At 65.3% G+C, this 14103-nt stretch carries 19 protein-coding genes; 8 read left to right on the top strand and 11 right to left on the bottom strand.

All coding sequences use genetic code 11. From position 1 onward, the window contains the following. Positions 1 to 27: 27 nt before the first annotated feature. The 3 genes from QYL91_RS03620 to QYL91_RS03610 are packed head-to-tail and all read left to right on the top strand — an operon-like array spanning position 28 to position 3270. Positions 28 to 1293 (top strand): MFS transporter, encoded by a 1266-nt coding sequence (locus tag QYL91_RS03620; protein ID WP_302082017.1) that lies wholly within the window; start codon positions 28 to 30, stop codon positions 1291 to 1293. A gap of 52 nt (positions 1294 to 1345) precedes the next feature. Continuing rightward, positions 1346 to 2191 (top strand): ATP phosphoribosyltransferase, encoded by an 846-nt coding sequence (gene hisG, locus QYL91_RS03615; protein ID WP_302082016.1) that lies wholly within the window; start codon positions 1346 to 1348, stop codon positions 2189 to 2191. Beyond that, positions 2191 to 3270 (top strand): DNA-methyltransferase, encoded by a 1080-nt coding sequence (locus tag QYL91_RS03610; protein WP_302082015.1) that lies wholly within the window; start codon positions 2191 to 2193, stop codon positions 3268 to 3270. Before hisG ends, QYL91_RS03610 begins: the two co-directional genes overlap by 1 nt. A gap of 54 nt (positions 3271 to 3324) precedes the next feature. Here the strand turns inward: QYL91_RS03610 and QYL91_RS03605 are convergent, their stop codons facing one another. Next, complete coding sequence (locus tag QYL91_RS03605) at positions 3325 to 3714, bottom strand: DUF7473 family protein (RefSeq protein WP_302082014.1); 390 nt, start codon at positions 3712 to 3714, stop codon at positions 3325 to 3327. Positions 3715 to 3772: 58 nt separating this feature from the next. Then, positions 3773 to 4333 carry a TATA-box-binding protein gene (locus QYL91_RS03600; protein WP_302082013.1) on the bottom strand — a complete coding sequence of 187 codons (561 nt, stop codon included), beginning with the start codon at positions 4331 to 4333 and terminating at the stop codon, positions 3773 to 3775. Positions 4334 to 4554: 221 nt separating this feature from the next. Here QYL91_RS03600 and QYL91_RS03595 point away from each other — a divergent pair, with 221 nt between their 5' ends. Both QYL91_RS03595 and QYL91_RS03590 read left to right on the top strand, forming a co-directional pair. After that, the gene (locus tag QYL91_RS03595) at positions 4555 to 5520 is read left to right on the top strand and encodes a methyltransferase domain-containing protein (RefSeq protein WP_302082012.1); all 966 of its coding nucleotides are present in this window, start codon (positions 4555 to 4557) and stop codon (positions 5518 to 5520) included. A 58-nt stretch (positions 5521 to 5578) separates the two neighbouring features. Further along, positions 5579 to 5719, top strand: coding sequence for a rubrerythrin-like domain-containing protein (locus tag QYL91_RS03590; RefSeq protein ID WP_302082011.1), 141 nt, complete (start codon positions 5579 to 5581; stop codon positions 5717 to 5719). A 17-nt stretch (positions 5720 to 5736) separates the two neighbouring features. On the opposite strand, the gene QYL91_RS03585 is transcribed toward QYL91_RS03590, so the two are convergent. The 5 genes from QYL91_RS03585 to QYL91_RS03565 are packed head-to-tail and all read right to left on the bottom strand — an operon-like array spanning position 5737 to position 8668. Then, entirely contained in the window at positions 5737 to 6288 is a 552-nt protein-coding gene (locus QYL91_RS03585) for a GTP-dependent dephospho-CoA kinase family protein (protein ID WP_302082010.1), read from the bottom strand. Between the two features lies 1 nt (position 6289). Further along, positions 6290 to 6487, bottom strand: a complete 198-nt coding sequence (gene spt4 / locus QYL91_RS03580; RefSeq protein WP_302082009.1) for a transcription elongation factor subunit Spt4 — start codon at positions 6485 to 6487, stop codon at positions 6290 to 6292. A gap of 2 nt (positions 6488 to 6489) precedes the next feature. After that, entirely contained in the window at positions 6490 to 7062 is a 573-nt protein-coding gene (locus tag QYL91_RS03575) for a DNA-directed RNA polymerase (protein ID WP_302082008.1), read from the bottom strand. Beyond that, a complete protein-coding gene (locus QYL91_RS03570) occupies positions 7062 to 7436 on the bottom strand; it encodes a PIN domain-containing protein (RefSeq protein ID WP_302082007.1) in 375 nt (124 codons plus the stop codon). The genes QYL91_RS03575 and QYL91_RS03570 overlap by 1 nt, the downstream gene beginning before the upstream one ends. Further along, positions 7433 to 8668: a translation initiation factor IF-2 subunit gamma gene (locus QYL91_RS03565; protein WP_302082006.1), complete on the bottom strand. Its 1236-nt coding sequence runs from the start codon at positions 8666 to 8668 to the stop codon at positions 7433 to 7435. Before QYL91_RS03565 ends, QYL91_RS03570 begins: the two co-directional genes overlap by 4 nt. Before the next feature lie 123 nt (positions 8669 to 8791). Between QYL91_RS03565 and QYL91_RS03560 the strand changes: the two genes are divergently transcribed. Further along, positions 8792 to 9337 carry a DUF1684 domain-containing protein gene (locus QYL91_RS03560; RefSeq protein WP_302082005.1) on the top strand — a complete coding sequence of 182 codons (546 nt, stop codon included), beginning with the start codon at positions 8792 to 8794 and terminating at the stop codon, positions 9335 to 9337. Positions 9338 to 9371: 34 nt separating this feature from the next. Further along, positions 9372 to 10334: a DUF5787 family protein gene (locus QYL91_RS03555; RefSeq protein WP_302082004.1), complete on the top strand. Its 963-nt coding sequence runs from the start codon at positions 9372 to 9374 to the stop codon at positions 10332 to 10334. On the opposite strand, the gene QYL91_RS03550 is transcribed toward QYL91_RS03555, so the two are convergent. The 3 genes from QYL91_RS03550 to QYL91_RS03540 form a co-directional block, all read right to left on the bottom strand. Beyond that, the gene (locus QYL91_RS03550; RefSeq protein ID WP_302082003.1) at positions 10331 to 10546 is read right to left on the bottom strand and encodes a hypothetical protein; all 216 of its coding nucleotides are present in this window, start codon (positions 10544 to 10546) and stop codon (positions 10331 to 10333) included. The two genes, QYL91_RS03555 and QYL91_RS03550, sit on opposite strands and share 4 nt — an antisense overlap. 73 nt (positions 10547 to 10619) lie before the next feature. Next, positions 10620 to 11405 (bottom strand): DUF7537 family lipoprotein, encoded by a 786-nt coding sequence (locus QYL91_RS03545; protein WP_302082002.1) that lies wholly within the window; start codon positions 11403 to 11405, stop codon positions 10620 to 10622. Between the two features lie 45 nt (positions 11406 to 11450). Continuing rightward, entirely contained in the window at positions 11451 to 12275 is an 825-nt protein-coding gene (locus QYL91_RS03540; RefSeq protein WP_302082001.1) for an MBL fold metallo-hydrolase, read from the bottom strand. A 93-nt stretch (positions 12276 to 12368) separates the two neighbouring features. On the opposite strand from QYL91_RS03540, the gene QYL91_RS03535 reads away from it, so the two are divergent. Continuing rightward, positions 12369 to 12722, top strand: coding sequence for a hypothetical protein (locus QYL91_RS03535; protein ID WP_302082000.1), 354 nt, complete (start codon positions 12369 to 12371; stop codon positions 12720 to 12722). Positions 12723 to 12742: 20 nt separating this feature from the next. Here QYL91_RS03535 and QYL91_RS03530 read toward each other — a convergent pair whose 3' ends face one another. Beyond that, on the bottom strand, positions 12743 to 14074 hold the full coding sequence (locus QYL91_RS03530; RefSeq protein ID WP_302081999.1) for an ATP-binding protein: 1332 nt from the start codon (positions 14072 to 14074) through the stop codon (positions 12743 to 12745). Positions 14075 to 14103 lie beyond the last annotated feature (29 nt).

Here is a 14103-nt window from a genome sequence, read left to right as displayed (position 1 = left end):
TTTCCGTTCGGTCCCGTTCTCTCGGTAGTGTCACCCAGCCCTCGTTCGACACTGGCAGGTCTCCGGGCGACGCTCCGGGACGTTCACGGGGACGGCCGCGGCTGGACGCTCCTCGCGGTGGCCGCCGGCTGGTTTTTCGTCCTCGGACTCCGCTTTGTCGTGCCCGCACTCCTGCCTGCTATCACCCGGGATTTCCCGGTCTCGAACGCCACCGCCGGCGCGGCGATCACGCTGCTGTGGGTCACCTACGCCATGACGCAGTTTCCCGCCGGCGCGCTCGTCGACCGCCTCGGCGAGCGTCGCCTGCTGGTCGCCAGCGTCCTCGTCGGCGCGGCCGGACTGGTCGGCTACGCCTTCTCGCCGACCTTCGGGGTCTTTCTCGCGGCGACGGCCGCTTTCGGGTTCGGGTCGGGATTGTACGGTCCTCCCCGTGGAATCGTCCTCTCGCGGACCTTTCCCGACCGTGACGGCCTCGCCTTCGGTGGCGTGCTCGCGGCCGGGAGCCTCGGCGCGGCACTCCTGCCGGCGATTGCGACGGGCATCGCCACGACTGCCGGCTGGCGCACCGCTATCGCCGTCACGATTCCCGGCTTTCTCGTGGTCGCGCTCGCGCTCTGGCGGGTCGTTCCCGGCGGGCACTCGAGTGACGCCGTCCCGGCGACCGACGGTGGAACGGCCAGCCTTCGGGCCGTCGCCGTGACCGTCGCAGACGCGATTCGCTCGCGCCGCGTCGGGCTTGCCGTCCTCGGTGCGACGCTGATGCTGTTTATCTTCCAGGGGCTGACTGCCTTCTTCACGACATATCTCGTCACCGTCAAAGACCTCTCTCCGGGGACTGCGGGACTGCTCTTCGGGCTGTTGTTCGTCTCGGGGGCGCTCTGGCAATCTGTCGGCGGCGGCCTCGCGGACCGCTACGGGCACGGGACCGTCCTCGCCGCCGTCGCACTCTTCGGTGCCCTCCCGCTCGCGGTGTTGCCCTTTGTCTCCGGGACGCTTGCGCTGGCTGTCGTGGCGGCGCTGCTCGGCATCCGACTCTCGATGGGACCGGTCTCGAACGCCTACATCGTCTCCCTGCTCCCGACGCGTATCCGCGGCACCGTCTGGGGGTTGCTCCGGACGATTTTCTTTACCGTCGGTGCTTTCGGCTCCACAGTCGTCGGCACGATGGCAGACCGTGCGCTCTTCGCTGAGGCGTTTTTCCTGCTGGCCGGCCTGTCGGCGCTGGCTGGCGTCGTCTATCTGTTCCTACCTGCGCGTGAGGGCGGCCGCGAGCGGGCAAGTGGAGCGGACTGAGCGGTTGCCGAGAGAGGGAAAGACAGTTGCCCGCCGAGTGTGACCTGCCAGTATGCGCATTGCCGTGCCCAACAAGGGCCGTCTCCACGACCCGACACTCGATTTGCTGGAGCGTGCCGGCCTCCACCTCGTCGATGGGGCCGACCGCAAACTCTACGCCGACACCGTCGACCCCGACGTGACCGTCCTCTTTGCCCGCGCTGCGGACATTCCCGAGTACGTCGCCGACGGCGCCGCCGACATCGGCATCACCGGCTACGACCAGGAACAGGAATCGGAAACTGGACTCGTGGACCTGCTCGACCTCGGCTACGGTTCCTGCCGACTCGTGCTGGCCTCGCCCGAGGAGGGGGACATCGAAACGGTCGCCGACCTCGACGGCGGCACCGTTGCCACCGAGTTCCCGAACATCACTCGCAACTACTTCGCGGACAAGGCCGTTGACGTCGACATCGCGGAAGTCTCAGGTGCGACGGAACTGACGCCACACGTCGACATCGCCGACGCAATCGTCGATATCACCTCCACCGGGACGACGTTGCGGATGAACCGACTCGGTATCGTCGACGAGGTGCTCGACTCCTCCGTCCGACTCTTTGCCCGCCCCGACACGAAAGACAACGAGAAAGTCCAGCAGGTGACCACCGCGCTCGCGTCGGTGCTCTCGGCAGAGGACAAACGCTATCTGATGATGAACGTCCCCGAGGAGCAGCTACAGGACGTCAAAGACGTGATTCCGGGGATGGGCGGGCCGACGGTGATGGACATCGCCGGCGGCGAGATGGTCGCGGTCCACGCCGTCGTCGAGGAGAGCCGCGTTTTCGAGACCATCAGCGACCTCAAGGAGATGGGTGCGAGCGACATCCTCGTGACCGAAATCGAGCGCCTCGTCGAGTGATGGCCGGCGACGACAGCGCGCCCGCTGGCGACGACACGCTCGAAACGACCCATCGTGTCACTATCGGCGACGCGCGGGACCTCTCCGTCCCTGACGAGTCCGTCGACCTGGTCGTCACCTCCCCACCCTATCCGATGATAGAGATGTGGGACAACCTCTTTGCGACGCTTGCACCGGATGCGGGCAGCGCGCTCGATGCCGGAAACGGCCAGGCGGCCTTCGACGCGATGCACGACGCGCTCGATGCGGTGTGGGCGGAACTCGACCGCGTGCTCGTCCCCGGCGGCATCGCCTGTATCAACGTCGGCGACGCCACGCGGAAGGTCGACGGTCGCTTTCGCGTCTACCCCAACCACGCCCGCATCACAGATACCTTCGAGGGAATGGGATTCGACCCGTTGCCGGACGTTCTCTGGCACAAACCGACCAACAGCGCCGCGAAGTTCATGGGGTCGGGGATGGTCCCGCCGAACGCCTACGTCACGCTCGAACACGAGTACGTGCTTGTCTTCCGGAAGGGTGCACGGCGGTCGTTCGAACCCGGCGCCGCCCACCGCTACGAGAGTGCCTTCTTCTGGGAGGAGCGAAATCGGTGGTTCACCGACCTGTGGACGGAGGTGCGCGGCCGCGTGCAGGACCTCGCCGCCGAGGAGTTGCGCGACCGCGCGGCCGCCTACCCCCTCGAGATTCCGTACCGCCTCATCAACATGTACTCCGTCTACGGCGACACCGTCCTCGACCCCTTCTGGGGCACGGGGACGACGACGCTCGCGGCGATGGTCGCCGGCCGCGACTCCGTGGGATGTGAACTCGACGAGGAGTTTCTGGCACACTTCGACGACCGTATCGCTGACGTGCCCGACATCTCCCGGGCAGTCATCGCCGACCGCCTCGACGCACACCGCGAGTTTGTCACCGAGCGCCGGGCAGACGGCGACGACCTGGCATACGAGGCCGACCACTACGACTTTCCCGTCCGGACCAAACAGGAACGCGAAATTCGCTTCTACGAGGCCAGTGCCGTGAACCCAATCGACGGCGACGACCGGCAGTATCACGTCGACTACGACGCGGTGTGACGGGGCGGCGTTTCAGCTCAACACCGTCGGTGCGTTCGCGCTGGCACTGCGCCTCTAGAGGATGCCGAAGATGTTGCCAAGCGAGACGCCGAGGACGGCGGCGAAGGTAAAGTGCAACAGCGTGAGCGGAATCGCCGAGGACCACTTCAGCCGGTAGACGAAACTGATGGCGATGGCGTCGGCGAGCAGCGTCGCACCGATAGTGATGAGGACGCCGACACCGGGGGAGACGATGTCGCCACCGAGGCCGTACTGCTGGAGCAGGAGGCTCACGATGGCGGGGACGGGCGCGACGGTCGCGGCGCGTTGGCTGGGGACGTCACCGATGAAAAACGTCGCCGCCAGGTGGAGCGTGATGGCGTAAAACAGCGTCGCCAGCAGGAAGGTGACAAAGAGCGCGAGCAGTCCACCGCCCGTGATGTCCACCGAAGACTGGAGGAGCATACGATTGCTTGGGCTGGCGCTATCTTGTAGGCTATGTTCTGGAGAAGGCCGCAGTCGCTTACTCCAGCAGACCGAGGTCTTCGAGCCGCGAGACGATTTTGTCGACGGCTTCCCGCGCGTCGTCGGGCTTTTTCCCGCCGGTGATGACGAGTTTGCCCGAACCAAAGAGCAGCGCCACCACGTCCGGGTCGTCCAGTCGGTAGACCAGCCCGGGGAACTGCTCGGGTTCGTACTCGATGTTCTCCAGTCCGAGCCCGATTGCGATAGCGTTGAGATTGAGATTACGGCCCAGGTCCGCGGAGGTGACGATGTTCTGGACGATGATTTCCGGCTCCTCGTCGACCTCGATGTTCAGTTCGCGGAGCTTGTCGAAGACGATGCGGAGGCTCTCGTGGACGTCGTCGGTGCTTTTGGCACCGGTGCAGACGATTTTCCCCGAGCGGAAGATGAGTGCCGCCGATTTGGGCTCCTGTGTCCGATAGACGAGGCCGGGGAACTGCTCCGGGTCGTAATCGGCCCCTTCAAGATCCATCGCCACGCTCTGGAGGTCGAGCTCCTGCCCGATTCCAGTCGAGGCGACGACGTTTTCGATGTTGATGGTCTCCTTTGGGTCAACCATGACTCGACTTAAACGTCGTATTTAAAGCATATAAAGGTTCGTGGCACGGGGACGACCGCTGGCGGCTCTGGGCCGTCAACTCCCTGACGTTCGGCCGGCGTGACGGCGACGCTTGCCGCATTTTTAAGCGAATGTTGCCGGGAACGGCCGGTCCAGTCGGCAGACCGGGGCGCGGGCGCGGTGACCGATACGCTGATACTCGTGCCCTCGTCAGACAGCATGTGTACGTTCTCGAACTCGGTGGACAGGACGACGAGTTTGCGGCCTTCGAGGCCGAGAGCGCGGCTTCGGACGTGACAGTCGTCGCGCCGGGACTGGCGACTGCACGCGGTGTCACAGACCGGATTCGGACGCTCGCGTACACCCATGCGGCGAGCGAACTCCTCGGACAGTGTGACCCGGACGTCGACAGCGCACACGCGTTGCTCGAGGCGACGACGATTCAGCGCACCGGGAGCGTCGCCGTCCGCGCCGAGGACGTCCGCGGCCAGACCGGCGTCGACACCCAGCGAGCCGAGCGGGAACTCGGACAGCTACTCGTCGACCGCGGGCACACTGTCGACCTCGAGGACCCCGACCACGAACTCCGCGTGCTCTTTGCCGAGGGCACCTGTGCAGTGGGCTGGCTCGTCGCCGAGAGCGTCCGTGATTTCGGCGACCGCAGACCCACCGACCGTCCCTTCTTCCAGCCCGGGAGCATGGACCCGCTGTTGGCGCGCGCACTCGTCAACATGGCCGGGGCGCGCCCGGACGCGACGGTGCTGGACCCGATGTGTGGAACCGGCGGGATTTTGCTCGAAGCGGGGCTCGTCGGTGCGCGCGCGCTCGGCTTGGACGCACAGGAGAAGATGGTCCGGGGCACGCATGAGAACCTCTCGGCTGGTCTCGACGGCGAGTGGGACGTGGTCCGTGGCGATGCGCGGTCGCTTCCCGTCCCCGACGACGGCGTCGACGCTGTCGTCTTCGACGCCCCCTACGGTCGCCAGTCGAAAATTGAGGGGGAAATCAACAGCCTCGTCCTCGATGCTCTGCGGGAAGCCCACCGGGTCGCGCCACGATGTGTCATCGTCGGTGACCGGCCGTGGGCACAGCCGGCCCACGAGGTCGGCTGGACGACTGAGGCCGCCTTCGACCGGCAGGTCCACCGCTCGCTGACCCGGTACGTGCTCGTCTTGCGCCGCGCCTGAGCCGACTTGTTAAACAATCACAAACTTCTTGCGTACTGTCACCGTACTTCATGGTGGGATGAGAGAGAAAGACCCGGCACCGGATCAGGCACCGCTCTACGAGTGTCTCGATTGCGGGGAGCGCGTCGAGGACCCGGATGGACGCCTCTGTACGTGTGGCGGCTATCTGCAAAACATCAGCGTCCCGCGGCCACAGTAACGTGCAGGGCCGCCGCGCTACTCGCCACTCGAGAGGACCGACCAGAGTCGTCGCTGCTCGCCGTCCATCTGCGAGAGGAGGTCCCGTGCGCGGTCGGTCGACGTCCGGGTCACTTCGACGTGAACCATTCCCTCGCCGGGTTGGCCATACACGACGCTCGCACCGGTCGGAGCCGCGACCAGTGCCGGCAGCGTCGCCAGGTCTTCCTCGCCGTCGACGACGATGAGCGTCGTCTCTTCACTTGCTCGCTCGATTGCTGTCTGCAGTGTCGTCAGTAGCTCCGCGGTCAGCGTGGCGGCTGGATTCGCCACCGTGACCTCGCGGTCGAACCCCTCGAAGGCGTCGACGATGCTGTCTTCGACGGCCGTGCGCTCGGTGTGCTCGTCGACCAGCGCGACGTCGGGGACACGGTCGGCTTCCAGCAAGTGATAGGTGACCATGTCGCCGACGGTGATAATCGGAACCTGGGCCGTCGCCAGCAGTTCGTCGGTGTCGGTGTAAACGGGGCCCATCGGCTCTTTGAGTTCCGGGCGCAACGCTGCCTGGAGCTTGACGACTGCCTCTGTCACGTTAGCGGACCTTCAGTGCGTACTGTCCCGGTTCGGTGACGCCCATCTCGGCGGCAATCTCGCTTTCCTCGGGGTGGGTGATGACGACGTAGCCCGCCCAGTCCTCGGTCAGCGAGGTGGAGCCACAGGACTCACAGGAGTCGGTCTCGGCCGATTCCTGCACGCGGTGACACTCACGGCAGACGAGTCTGTCTGCCATGGTCACTCACCGTCCGCGCTGGCCTGGCGCTTCTCGCGTTCCTCTTTCAGCCAGCCGTGCTTGCCCAGTCCGACCTGTTTTGCGGTGAGGCCGATTTTCGAGTCGCGCGGGTTGCGCTCGTCGATGCTCTTGGTGACGATGCGCGTGCGCACGCTGTCGCCGACGCCCAGCGTCCGGTTCGATTCGCGGGAGGCCAGTGCCTGCCCTTCCTCGTCGTAGGCGAGATACTCGTCGGAAATCTGGGAGACGTGCAACAGTCCGTCGACGGGACCGATACCGACGAACGCACCGAAGTTGACCACTTCGACGACCTCGCCGTCGACGACTTCCTGCATCTGCGGGTCGAAGGTGACCGCGTCGAACTCCGCTTCGAAGTAGACGCCCTCTTTCCCTGGCAGGACCGCGCCGTCGCCGATGTCTTTGACTTCGATGACCGATACCACAGACCCCACGTCCTCGTCGACGCGCCCCTCCAGTTTGTCCTGGAGCAGGTTCTTGACGAGGTCGGGCGTCACGTCCGCTAGGTGCTTTGGCGGAACCTCGACCGTATCGCGTAGTGTGACCCGTTTGTACATTAGTTAGTGATGCCGAGTTTGTTCTTCCCCCGTAAACTAATTACTGTTACGTCCGCGTCGCGCAGACGCTGTTGTAGGGGTTTGTCGTTCGTCACGACGTGTGTCACGTCGCCTGCCTGTGCCACCTCGATGACGGCGTCGTCTGCGTATGTCGCCGTCGTCTTCTGGACACGGACCCGCTCGACGAGGTCCAGCCCGACGCTGGCTGCTGTCGCCGCCTCGCCTGTGCCGTCTGCGAGTTTGGCGAGTTCGTCGACGACCGCCCGCGGTGTCACGCGGTCGGGCGTCCCGAGAAGTCTGTCGAGTTCCTCGAACACCCGAACGTTACATTCGACGGGCATCATCAGCGCGTTCGTGTCCAGCACGACGCTCATTCCCGGAGCGTCCCGAAGCCGATGAGTCGCCAGCGCGCGCCGACGCGACGGTTGATGGCGATTTTGACGCCCGGCTCGGCGCAGACGGGCCGTTTCAGCGCCACCTCACACTCGCCCGAGCGAGCGCTCGTGACCGACCCGACCGTCGTCGCCGTGCCCACGGTGAGCATCAGCGGTTCGCCGGTCGAAATCTCGTCGACTTCCTCTTCCTCTGCGTCCGCGCCGACGATTCGGTCCAGCAGTTCCACGTCCATCGTGAACTGCTCGTGGACCGGCGGCAGCGTGCCCGGCGGGCCAGCGACCTGTCCCGCGAGTGCGTCACCTTTCGTGATGGCGGGGTCCAGTCCCGTCCCGACACCCAGCAGTCCGCCGGGCGTGGCCGTCTCGACCGGGTTGCCGCCTGCCTGCAGCGACCGGACGGTGGTCTCGACGGGTTGCCACTCGGTCTGGCCACCCTCCTCGACCTCTCGGCCGGGTTTGAGTTCGATGTCGTCGTCGGGTTCGAGTTCGCCCGCGACGAGCGACCCGCCGAGGACGCCACCAGCGAGGTCCTCCCAGGTCGTGCCCGGACGGTTGATGTCGAACGAACGCGCGACGAGCATCTCCGCGTCGGCGTCGGGGTCCCGCTCCGGCGTCGGAATCTCCTCCTCGATGGCCTGCATGAGGAGGTCCATGTTGACCTCCTGCTGGGCGCTGATGGGGACGATTGGTGCCCCTTCGGCGACGGTGCCTTCGACGAAGTCCTGAATCTGCTCGTAGTTCGCCTCGGCCTGCTCGCGGTCGACGAGGTCGACCTTGTTCTGGGCGATGACGATGTTCTCGATGCCGATGATGTCCAGCGCCATCAGGTGTTCTTCGGTCTGTGCTTGCGGTACCGGTTCGCTCGCCGAGATGACGAGCACGGCACCGTCCATGATGGCGGCACCCGACAGCATGGTGGCCATGAGCGTCTCGTGGCCGGGTGCGTCCACGAAGGAGACCGTCCGGAGCAGCTCACTTTCTGAGCCGTCCGGACACTCTTCGTCGACGGTGTACCGCTCCGGTTCGTCCATATCCGGACAGTGTCGGAAGGTTGCGTCGGCGTAGCCAAGACGGATGGAGATTCCGCGCTTCATCTCCTCTGAGTGCTGGTCCGTCCACTGGCCGCTCAACGCCTGCACGAGAGTCGTCTTCCCGTGGTCGACGTGGCCGACGAGCCCGATGTTTACCTCCGGTTGCTTGTTCGCTGTCATCTCGACAGTAATCCTGGTAGTGGTTCGCCCCCTGCCGGTGATAAACCTACTGTTTGCGGTTTTTCGCGGCCCGCGATGCCCGCCAGCCGCCGGACTGATACCCCCCGCGCTGCTAGGGCGGCTATGACCGAATCCGACGAGTGGGCCGAGCGTCTGCGCGCAAACCGCGAGGAAAAAGACCGCTTTCTCGCCGAGCACCGCCAGTCGCCCATCCCGCCCGAAGACCGCGACGACTTCGACGGCCTGGATTACTTCGAGCCCGACCCGACGTATCGCGTCGAGGCGACCGTCTCCGTCCACGACGACCCCGAGGCAATCGAGCTGGACACCAGCGACGACCGCACCGTCCGCTATCTCCGTGTCGTGACCTTCGCGTTCGACCTCGGCGGCGAATCCTACGAACTCGCGGGCTACCAGCAAGAGACCGACGATGGCGACACCATCTTCGTCCCCTTCCGTGACAAGACGACCGGGCAACAGACCTACCACGGCGGTCGCTACATGGAACTGGAACCCGACCGGACGCTCGAAGACGGCGACGTCGTCACCATCGATTTCAACATCGCGTACTCCCCGTTCTGTGCCTACAGCGAGACGTTCTCCTGTCCGCTCCCGCCCGAGGAAAACTGGCTGGAGACGACCATCGAGGCCGGCGAGCGCACGCCCTGACGGCTTTTTATACGACCGCTCCCTACGCTGGGGCGTGTCCGAGTTCGCCTTCGAGCTGGCACTCTGTGCCCGCCTCGAACGGGACCGCGATGCCATCGTCAGCCGCCAGCTCGGCACCGCGGTCCACGACCGGCGCATCCTCGATACGCTCCTCGTCGAGCCCGGCCCGGGCTTCGACGAACGGGCCGCCATCACCAGCGAGCGCATCCCGCCGCCGGCAATCGAGAGCGACGTGGGTCCCGGCTCGGCCCGCTTCTGGAAGGACGCCTTCGACTGTCACCCCGACCGTGCGCGCTCGCTCGTCGAGTGGGCCGTCGACGTTGGCTTTTTCGAGCGCGAGCGCCGCGCCGGCCGAACGTACGTCCGACAGACGACTCGCTACCCCGACGACTGGTTCGACCGCATCGTCGGCATCGAGAACAAACCCGACCTCGGTCGGCCCGGCGCGCTCGAAACGCAACTGCTGACCGACGTCACACTCGCGCTGGTCGACGAAGTCGTCCTCGCGACCGAGTCACACGTCACCGGCGCGCACCTGAACCGCATCCCCGAGGCCGTCGGTGTCTGGCGCTTCGACCCCGAGACTGGCGAGCGGACCGTGATTCGAGCGGCCGAGCCACTGGCGACCGACGACGCCGGCATCGAAATCGTCGCACGCGACAGCGCGCGGACCGAAATCCGGGTCGCGACCGCCGCGGAGAAAGCACGCGCCCGCCGCCGGGTCGCCGAGCGTGCCTACGGCAAGGGCTGGCGAACGTTCGAGTTGCCCGACTGTGCTCACATTGCGCCCGACGACGACGGACTCCCGTACTGTCCGTACAAAGACCAAATTGTCCGGCCGGCGACCGACTGTGGACCCAGGTGTGCGGGCCACGACCCGGCCGACCCGCCGGCTGGGACTGGCGACAGTCTCCGCGCCGCGCGAACGCCGTGGGAGCCAGACCCCGCCGGTCGAACCCGTCGCCAGAGCGGACTGGACCGCTACGTCGACGACTAGTTCGAGCCGACGGCCGACTCGATACTGTCGGCGTAGACGGCAAAGCCGACGTACACGACGGCGAAGACGACAGCAAACAACCCGACTTCGAGGGGGTCGACCGTCTGGCGCATCACGAAGGAGACGACGGCGTAGGCGGCCGCCGCGACGCCGAGGATGAGACCCGGCGCCAGGACAGGATACTGGCCGATGATGTCGTCGGACTGCTCCATACACTGTGGGATGGGTCCCATAGAAATACACTCAGTCCCAAATCAATGTGGGTCTATCGGTGGCTGACCGCGCTTAGGAGACTTCTGAGAGCCAGCCGGGCTCCTCGACGCTCGTCGACCCCACGTCGGTGAGCGTCGTCGTCGCGTCGATACTCGTCGTTCCCCGTTCTGTCGTGACTGTGTACGCGATGTCTGCCTGTCGGAGGACGCCGTCGCTGTCGATGTACAGCGCTCCGCTCGCGTCCTCGACGGTGGCGTTCTCCGGGAGGTTGAGGACGTCTTTGTCCGGCTCGCCGGTCAGCGAGTACTCGGTGACTGCGACGCCGTCGACTTCGCCGCTCCCGTCTTGCTCCCAGGAGAAGCCGTCGACGATGCTGGTGTAGTTTTGCGTGAAGGCGGTGGTGTTGACCGGCCGGATGCCGGTGATGCTCTGTTGTGGCCCTTCCTGCTGGTCGTAGGTGGTCTCGCCCTGGCTGGTCTGTTTGCGGTAGGAGGTACTACCGTCCGTGTACACGACCGAAATCTGTTCCCGGGTCTGGTTCTCGGTCGAGTAACTCTGTGTCTGGTTTCGGATGCCACGGTCGTCGTCGAGGTCGACCTGGATAGTTGACAACCCCGTCTGTTCCGCGCCGCCCTGACTCGTGGTGACCGACGAGTCCGTCTCGATGGTAAAGGACCCCGCGTCCTCGACGGCATCGGTCGTCGTGTCAGTTATCGTCTGGCCGTCCAGTTCCGAGCCGGCAACGTCGTAGCCGGCTGCCTCGCTATCGCCGCCGGGCAGGGCGCTACAGCCTGCCGTCGCGACGAGCAATGCGACCATCGCTGGCAACAGCAGTCGCTTCAGTCGTGTACGCTCCATACCGGTACGTGTTAGGGGGTACGCAAACCCCTGTCGGTCCGCCGCTTACAGCTGGAACCGCTCGCCGTCGACGGCCAGGTCCTCGCCGAAGGCCCGCTCGGCCGGGACAAAATGCGAGACGTGGACCAGCCGGTGGCGGTCGGCGTTCAGGTCGTCGGCAAGCGTCCGCGCACCTTCGAAGGTCATGTGTTTCGTCCCGAATGTCCGCGGGACACCGTCGCTGTCGTGGTGCTTGCCCCCTCTGGAGTGTTGCTCACAGAAGCCGGCGTGGACGATGCCGTCAGCAATCAACAGGTCCGGGTCGCGGAGCGCATCTCGCGATTGGGCCGGAACGTCGTAGGTCGTATCGCCGGTAATCGACAGTTTCGTCTCCGTTTCGGGGTCTTCGACGACCAGCCCGTAACAGACCAGCGGCGGGTGGTCGACGGGGACGAGTCGACACTCGAAGCCAGCCGCTTCGAACGGCTCCAGTGGCGTCTCCCCGGAGACGTCGAGCGCGGCGAGATAATCGTACTGTCGCCGAACCGTCTCGGCGACGCTCTCGTCGGTCTTGGGGTCCGTCTCGTCTGCGGCGTGGACCGGCAGCGACCGGGTCAGCCGGAAGATGTTACCCAGGCCGTGGAGGTGGTCGAAGTGGATGTGGGTGACGACGACAGCGTCGGGAACGGAGAGGTCCTCGCGGAGAAACTGCTGGCGAAAGTCCGGGCTGGCGTCGACCAGGAGCGACTCGCCGGTCCGCTCGTTGTAGATGTGGACCGAAAACCGGGTGCGTTCGACGCCCCGGTTCCGTGCCTCGGTACACGTCTCACAGTCACAGCCGACCGTCGGCGTTCCGGTGGTGTCGCCCGTCCCGAGTAGCGTGACCTCCATCACGTCGACGCTGGGGCCGACAGCGCCTAAATGGCCCGACTCGAAATCCGCCGTCGACGGCGGTTATTTGTCGCTGTCGCCCCTCGTGTGGGTATGACGAAGGCTGCACTCGTCGTGTACGCGGGGACCGACGACTCCTCGGACGCCGGGCGTGTCATCAACGCGATGGTCGCCACGAAGGAGTTCATCGAGGCCGGCGACGAGGTCAAACTCGTCTTCGACGGAGCCGGTACTCAGTGGATTCCGATTCTCGAATCCGAGGAGTACGAGTATCACGACCTCTATACGGTCGTCCGGGACGCGGTGGCCGTCTGTGGATACTGTGCGAACGCCCACGGCGTCGAAAACGCCGTCGCATCTGCCGGGCTCGACCGGCTCACGGCAAACGACGGCCACCCGAGCATCCGCTCGCTGGTCGCCGACGAGTACGAAATCGTCACGTTCTGAGTGCCGTTCCAGCGACCGTCTCAGTGGTCGTGGTCGTGACCGTCGCTGCCGCCACCGAGGTCGCCGCCAGCGACCAGCGCGTCGTGGTCGCCCTCTATCATGTCCATGTTCTTCAGCGTGTCACGCTCCTCGAAGTCCTCGACGGCGTCGAGGAGGTCCTGCTGAGTCAGCGTCGTTCGCTCTTCGGTCAGCGCGTCCAGAACCGCTTCCCGGAGTACCAGCCGGAGGTCGCTGCCGGTCAGCCCCTCGGTAATCTCCGCTAGCGCGGCCGGGTCGAAATCGAGGATGTCCATCTCGCGAGTGACGATTTCGAGGATGTCCGAGCGCATGTTGCGGTCGGGCTTGGGGAAGTTGACGATTTCGTCGAAGCGACGCCACGCGGCGGCGTCCAGCTGGTCGGGGTGGTTGGTCGCGCCGATGAGAAGCACTTCGTCTTGCACGAGCGAGACCTCGTCGATACTCTTGAGCAGGGTGTTGACCGCGCGCTTGATAGCCGCGTGTTCGTCGCTCGACCGGGTTTTGGCGACGAAGTCGAACTCGTCGATAAAGAGGATACACGGCGAGAGCCGTTTGGCGACCTCGAAGGTCTTCTCGACGTTTTTGGCCGTCTCGCCGAGATACTGGCTGGTAATCATCGAGAGTTTGACCTCGACGAATGGGAGGTCGAGTTTGCGGGCGAGCGCGCGAGCGACCGTCGTCTTCCCCGTGCCCGGCGGGCCGACAAAGAGGAGCTTCCCGATTTCGCGGAGTCCAATAGAGGCGAGATACTCCCGGTGTTTGATGGCCTTGACGATTTTGAGAATCTCGTTTTCCTGGTCTCCCGTGAGGACGATGTCGTCGAGGGTCATCTCGATTTCCGAGGGCGCGCGAACGTCCACGAGGTCGAGCATCTCCCCTTCTTCGTCCTCGTCGAAGTACTCGGCGAGGAGGTCGTCGATGACCGCGCGGTCGGCGCGTGACGGTCGGTTCTGCTGGCGCGCGGTCTCGTAGCTTGCCTCCTCTATCTCGCCTTCGAAGTACTTGGTGAGGACGGGATTTTCCTGGACGCGGTCGGCGTCGGCCCGGTCGCGGAACCACTCTTCTGCCATCCCGCGGTCGGTGAAGGTGAGCGAACCGTCGAAGTCGTCCTTGTCGGTGAACATCAGTCCCGAGACGACGTTCCACGGATTCTCGACGCCCGTCGCGTCGGTGGCCGTCTCGAGCGTCGGGGTGAGCGGCCGTTCGATACGTCCATCGCTGTAGAAGGCGGCGCGATACGACGGCGGCAGGTCGTCCGGCTCCAGTGTCTTGTCTTCGCTGTAGACGTTGGCCGTCAACACGAACTCGACGACGGCAAACTCCGGGTCGTTCATTCCCACCAAGATTACCCCGCGAGGAGTAT

Source organism: Salinibaculum rarum (genome assembly GCF_030505615.1).
In the GTDB taxonomy this organism is placed as follows: Archaea; Halobacteriota; Halobacteria; order Halobacteriales; family Haloarculaceae; genus Salinibaculum; species Salinibaculum rarum.
This window is presented reverse-complemented; position numbering and strand designations above follow the sequence as displayed.

What these genes read in the sequence shown, in the direction of transcription:
- QYL91_RS03565 (WP_302082006.1), bottom strand. Translation starts at nt 8,668, where the DNA reads ATGACAGCGAACAAGCAACCGGAGGTAAACATCGGGCTCGTCGGCCAC.
- QYL91_RS03570 (WP_302082007.1), bottom strand. Translation starts at nt 7,436, where the DNA reads ATGAGCGTCGTGCTGGACACGAACGCGCTGATGATGCCCGTCGAATGT.
- QYL91_RS03575 (WP_302082008.1), bottom strand. Translation starts at nt 7,062, where the DNA reads ATGTACAAACGGGTCACACTACGCGATACGGTCGAGGTTCCGCCAAAG.
- QYL91_RS03550 (WP_302082003.1), bottom strand. Translation starts at nt 10,546, where the DNA reads ATGGAGCAGTCCGACGACATCATCGGCCAGTATCCTGTCCTGGCGCCG.
- QYL91_RS03545 (WP_302082002.1), bottom strand. Translation starts at nt 11,405, where the DNA reads ATGGAGCGTACACGACTGAAGCGACTGCTGTTGCCAGCGATGGTCGCA.
- QYL91_RS03590 (WP_302082011.1), top strand. Translation starts at nt 5,579, where the DNA reads ATGAGAGAGAAAGACCCGGCACCGGATCAGGCACCGCTCTACGAGTGT.
- QYL91_RS03605 (WP_302082014.1), bottom strand. Translation starts at nt 3,714, where the DNA reads ATGCTCCTCCAGTCTTCGGTGGACATCACGGGCGGTGGACTGCTCGCG.
- hisG (WP_302082016.1), top strand. Translation starts at nt 1,346, where the DNA reads ATGCGCATTGCCGTGCCCAACAAGGGCCGTCTCCACGACCCGACACTC.
- QYL91_RS03600 (WP_302082013.1), bottom strand. Translation starts at nt 4,333, where the DNA reads ATGGTTGACCCAAAGGAGACCATCAACATCGAAAACGTCGTCGCCTCG.
- QYL91_RS03535 (WP_302082000.1), top strand. Translation starts at nt 12,369, where the DNA reads ATGACGAAGGCTGCACTCGTCGTGTACGCGGGGACCGACGACTCCTCG.
- QYL91_RS03560 (WP_302082005.1), top strand. Translation starts at nt 8,792, where the DNA reads ATGACCGAATCCGACGAGTGGGCCGAGCGTCTGCGCGCAAACCGCGAG.
- QYL91_RS03530 (WP_302081999.1), bottom strand. Translation starts at nt 14,074, where the DNA reads ATGAACGACCCGGAGTTTGCCGTCGTCGAGTTCGTGTTGACGGCCAAC.
- spt4 (WP_302082009.1), bottom strand. Translation starts at nt 6,487, where the DNA reads ATGGCAGACAGACTCGTCTGCCGTGAGTGTCACCGCGTGCAGGAATCG.
- QYL91_RS03610 (WP_302082015.1), top strand. Translation starts at nt 2,191, where the DNA reads ATGGCCGGCGACGACAGCGCGCCCGCTGGCGACGACACGCTCGAAACG.
- QYL91_RS03540 (WP_302082001.1), bottom strand. Translation starts at nt 12,275, where the DNA reads ATGGAGGTCACGCTACTCGGGACGGGCGACACCACCGGAACGCCGACG.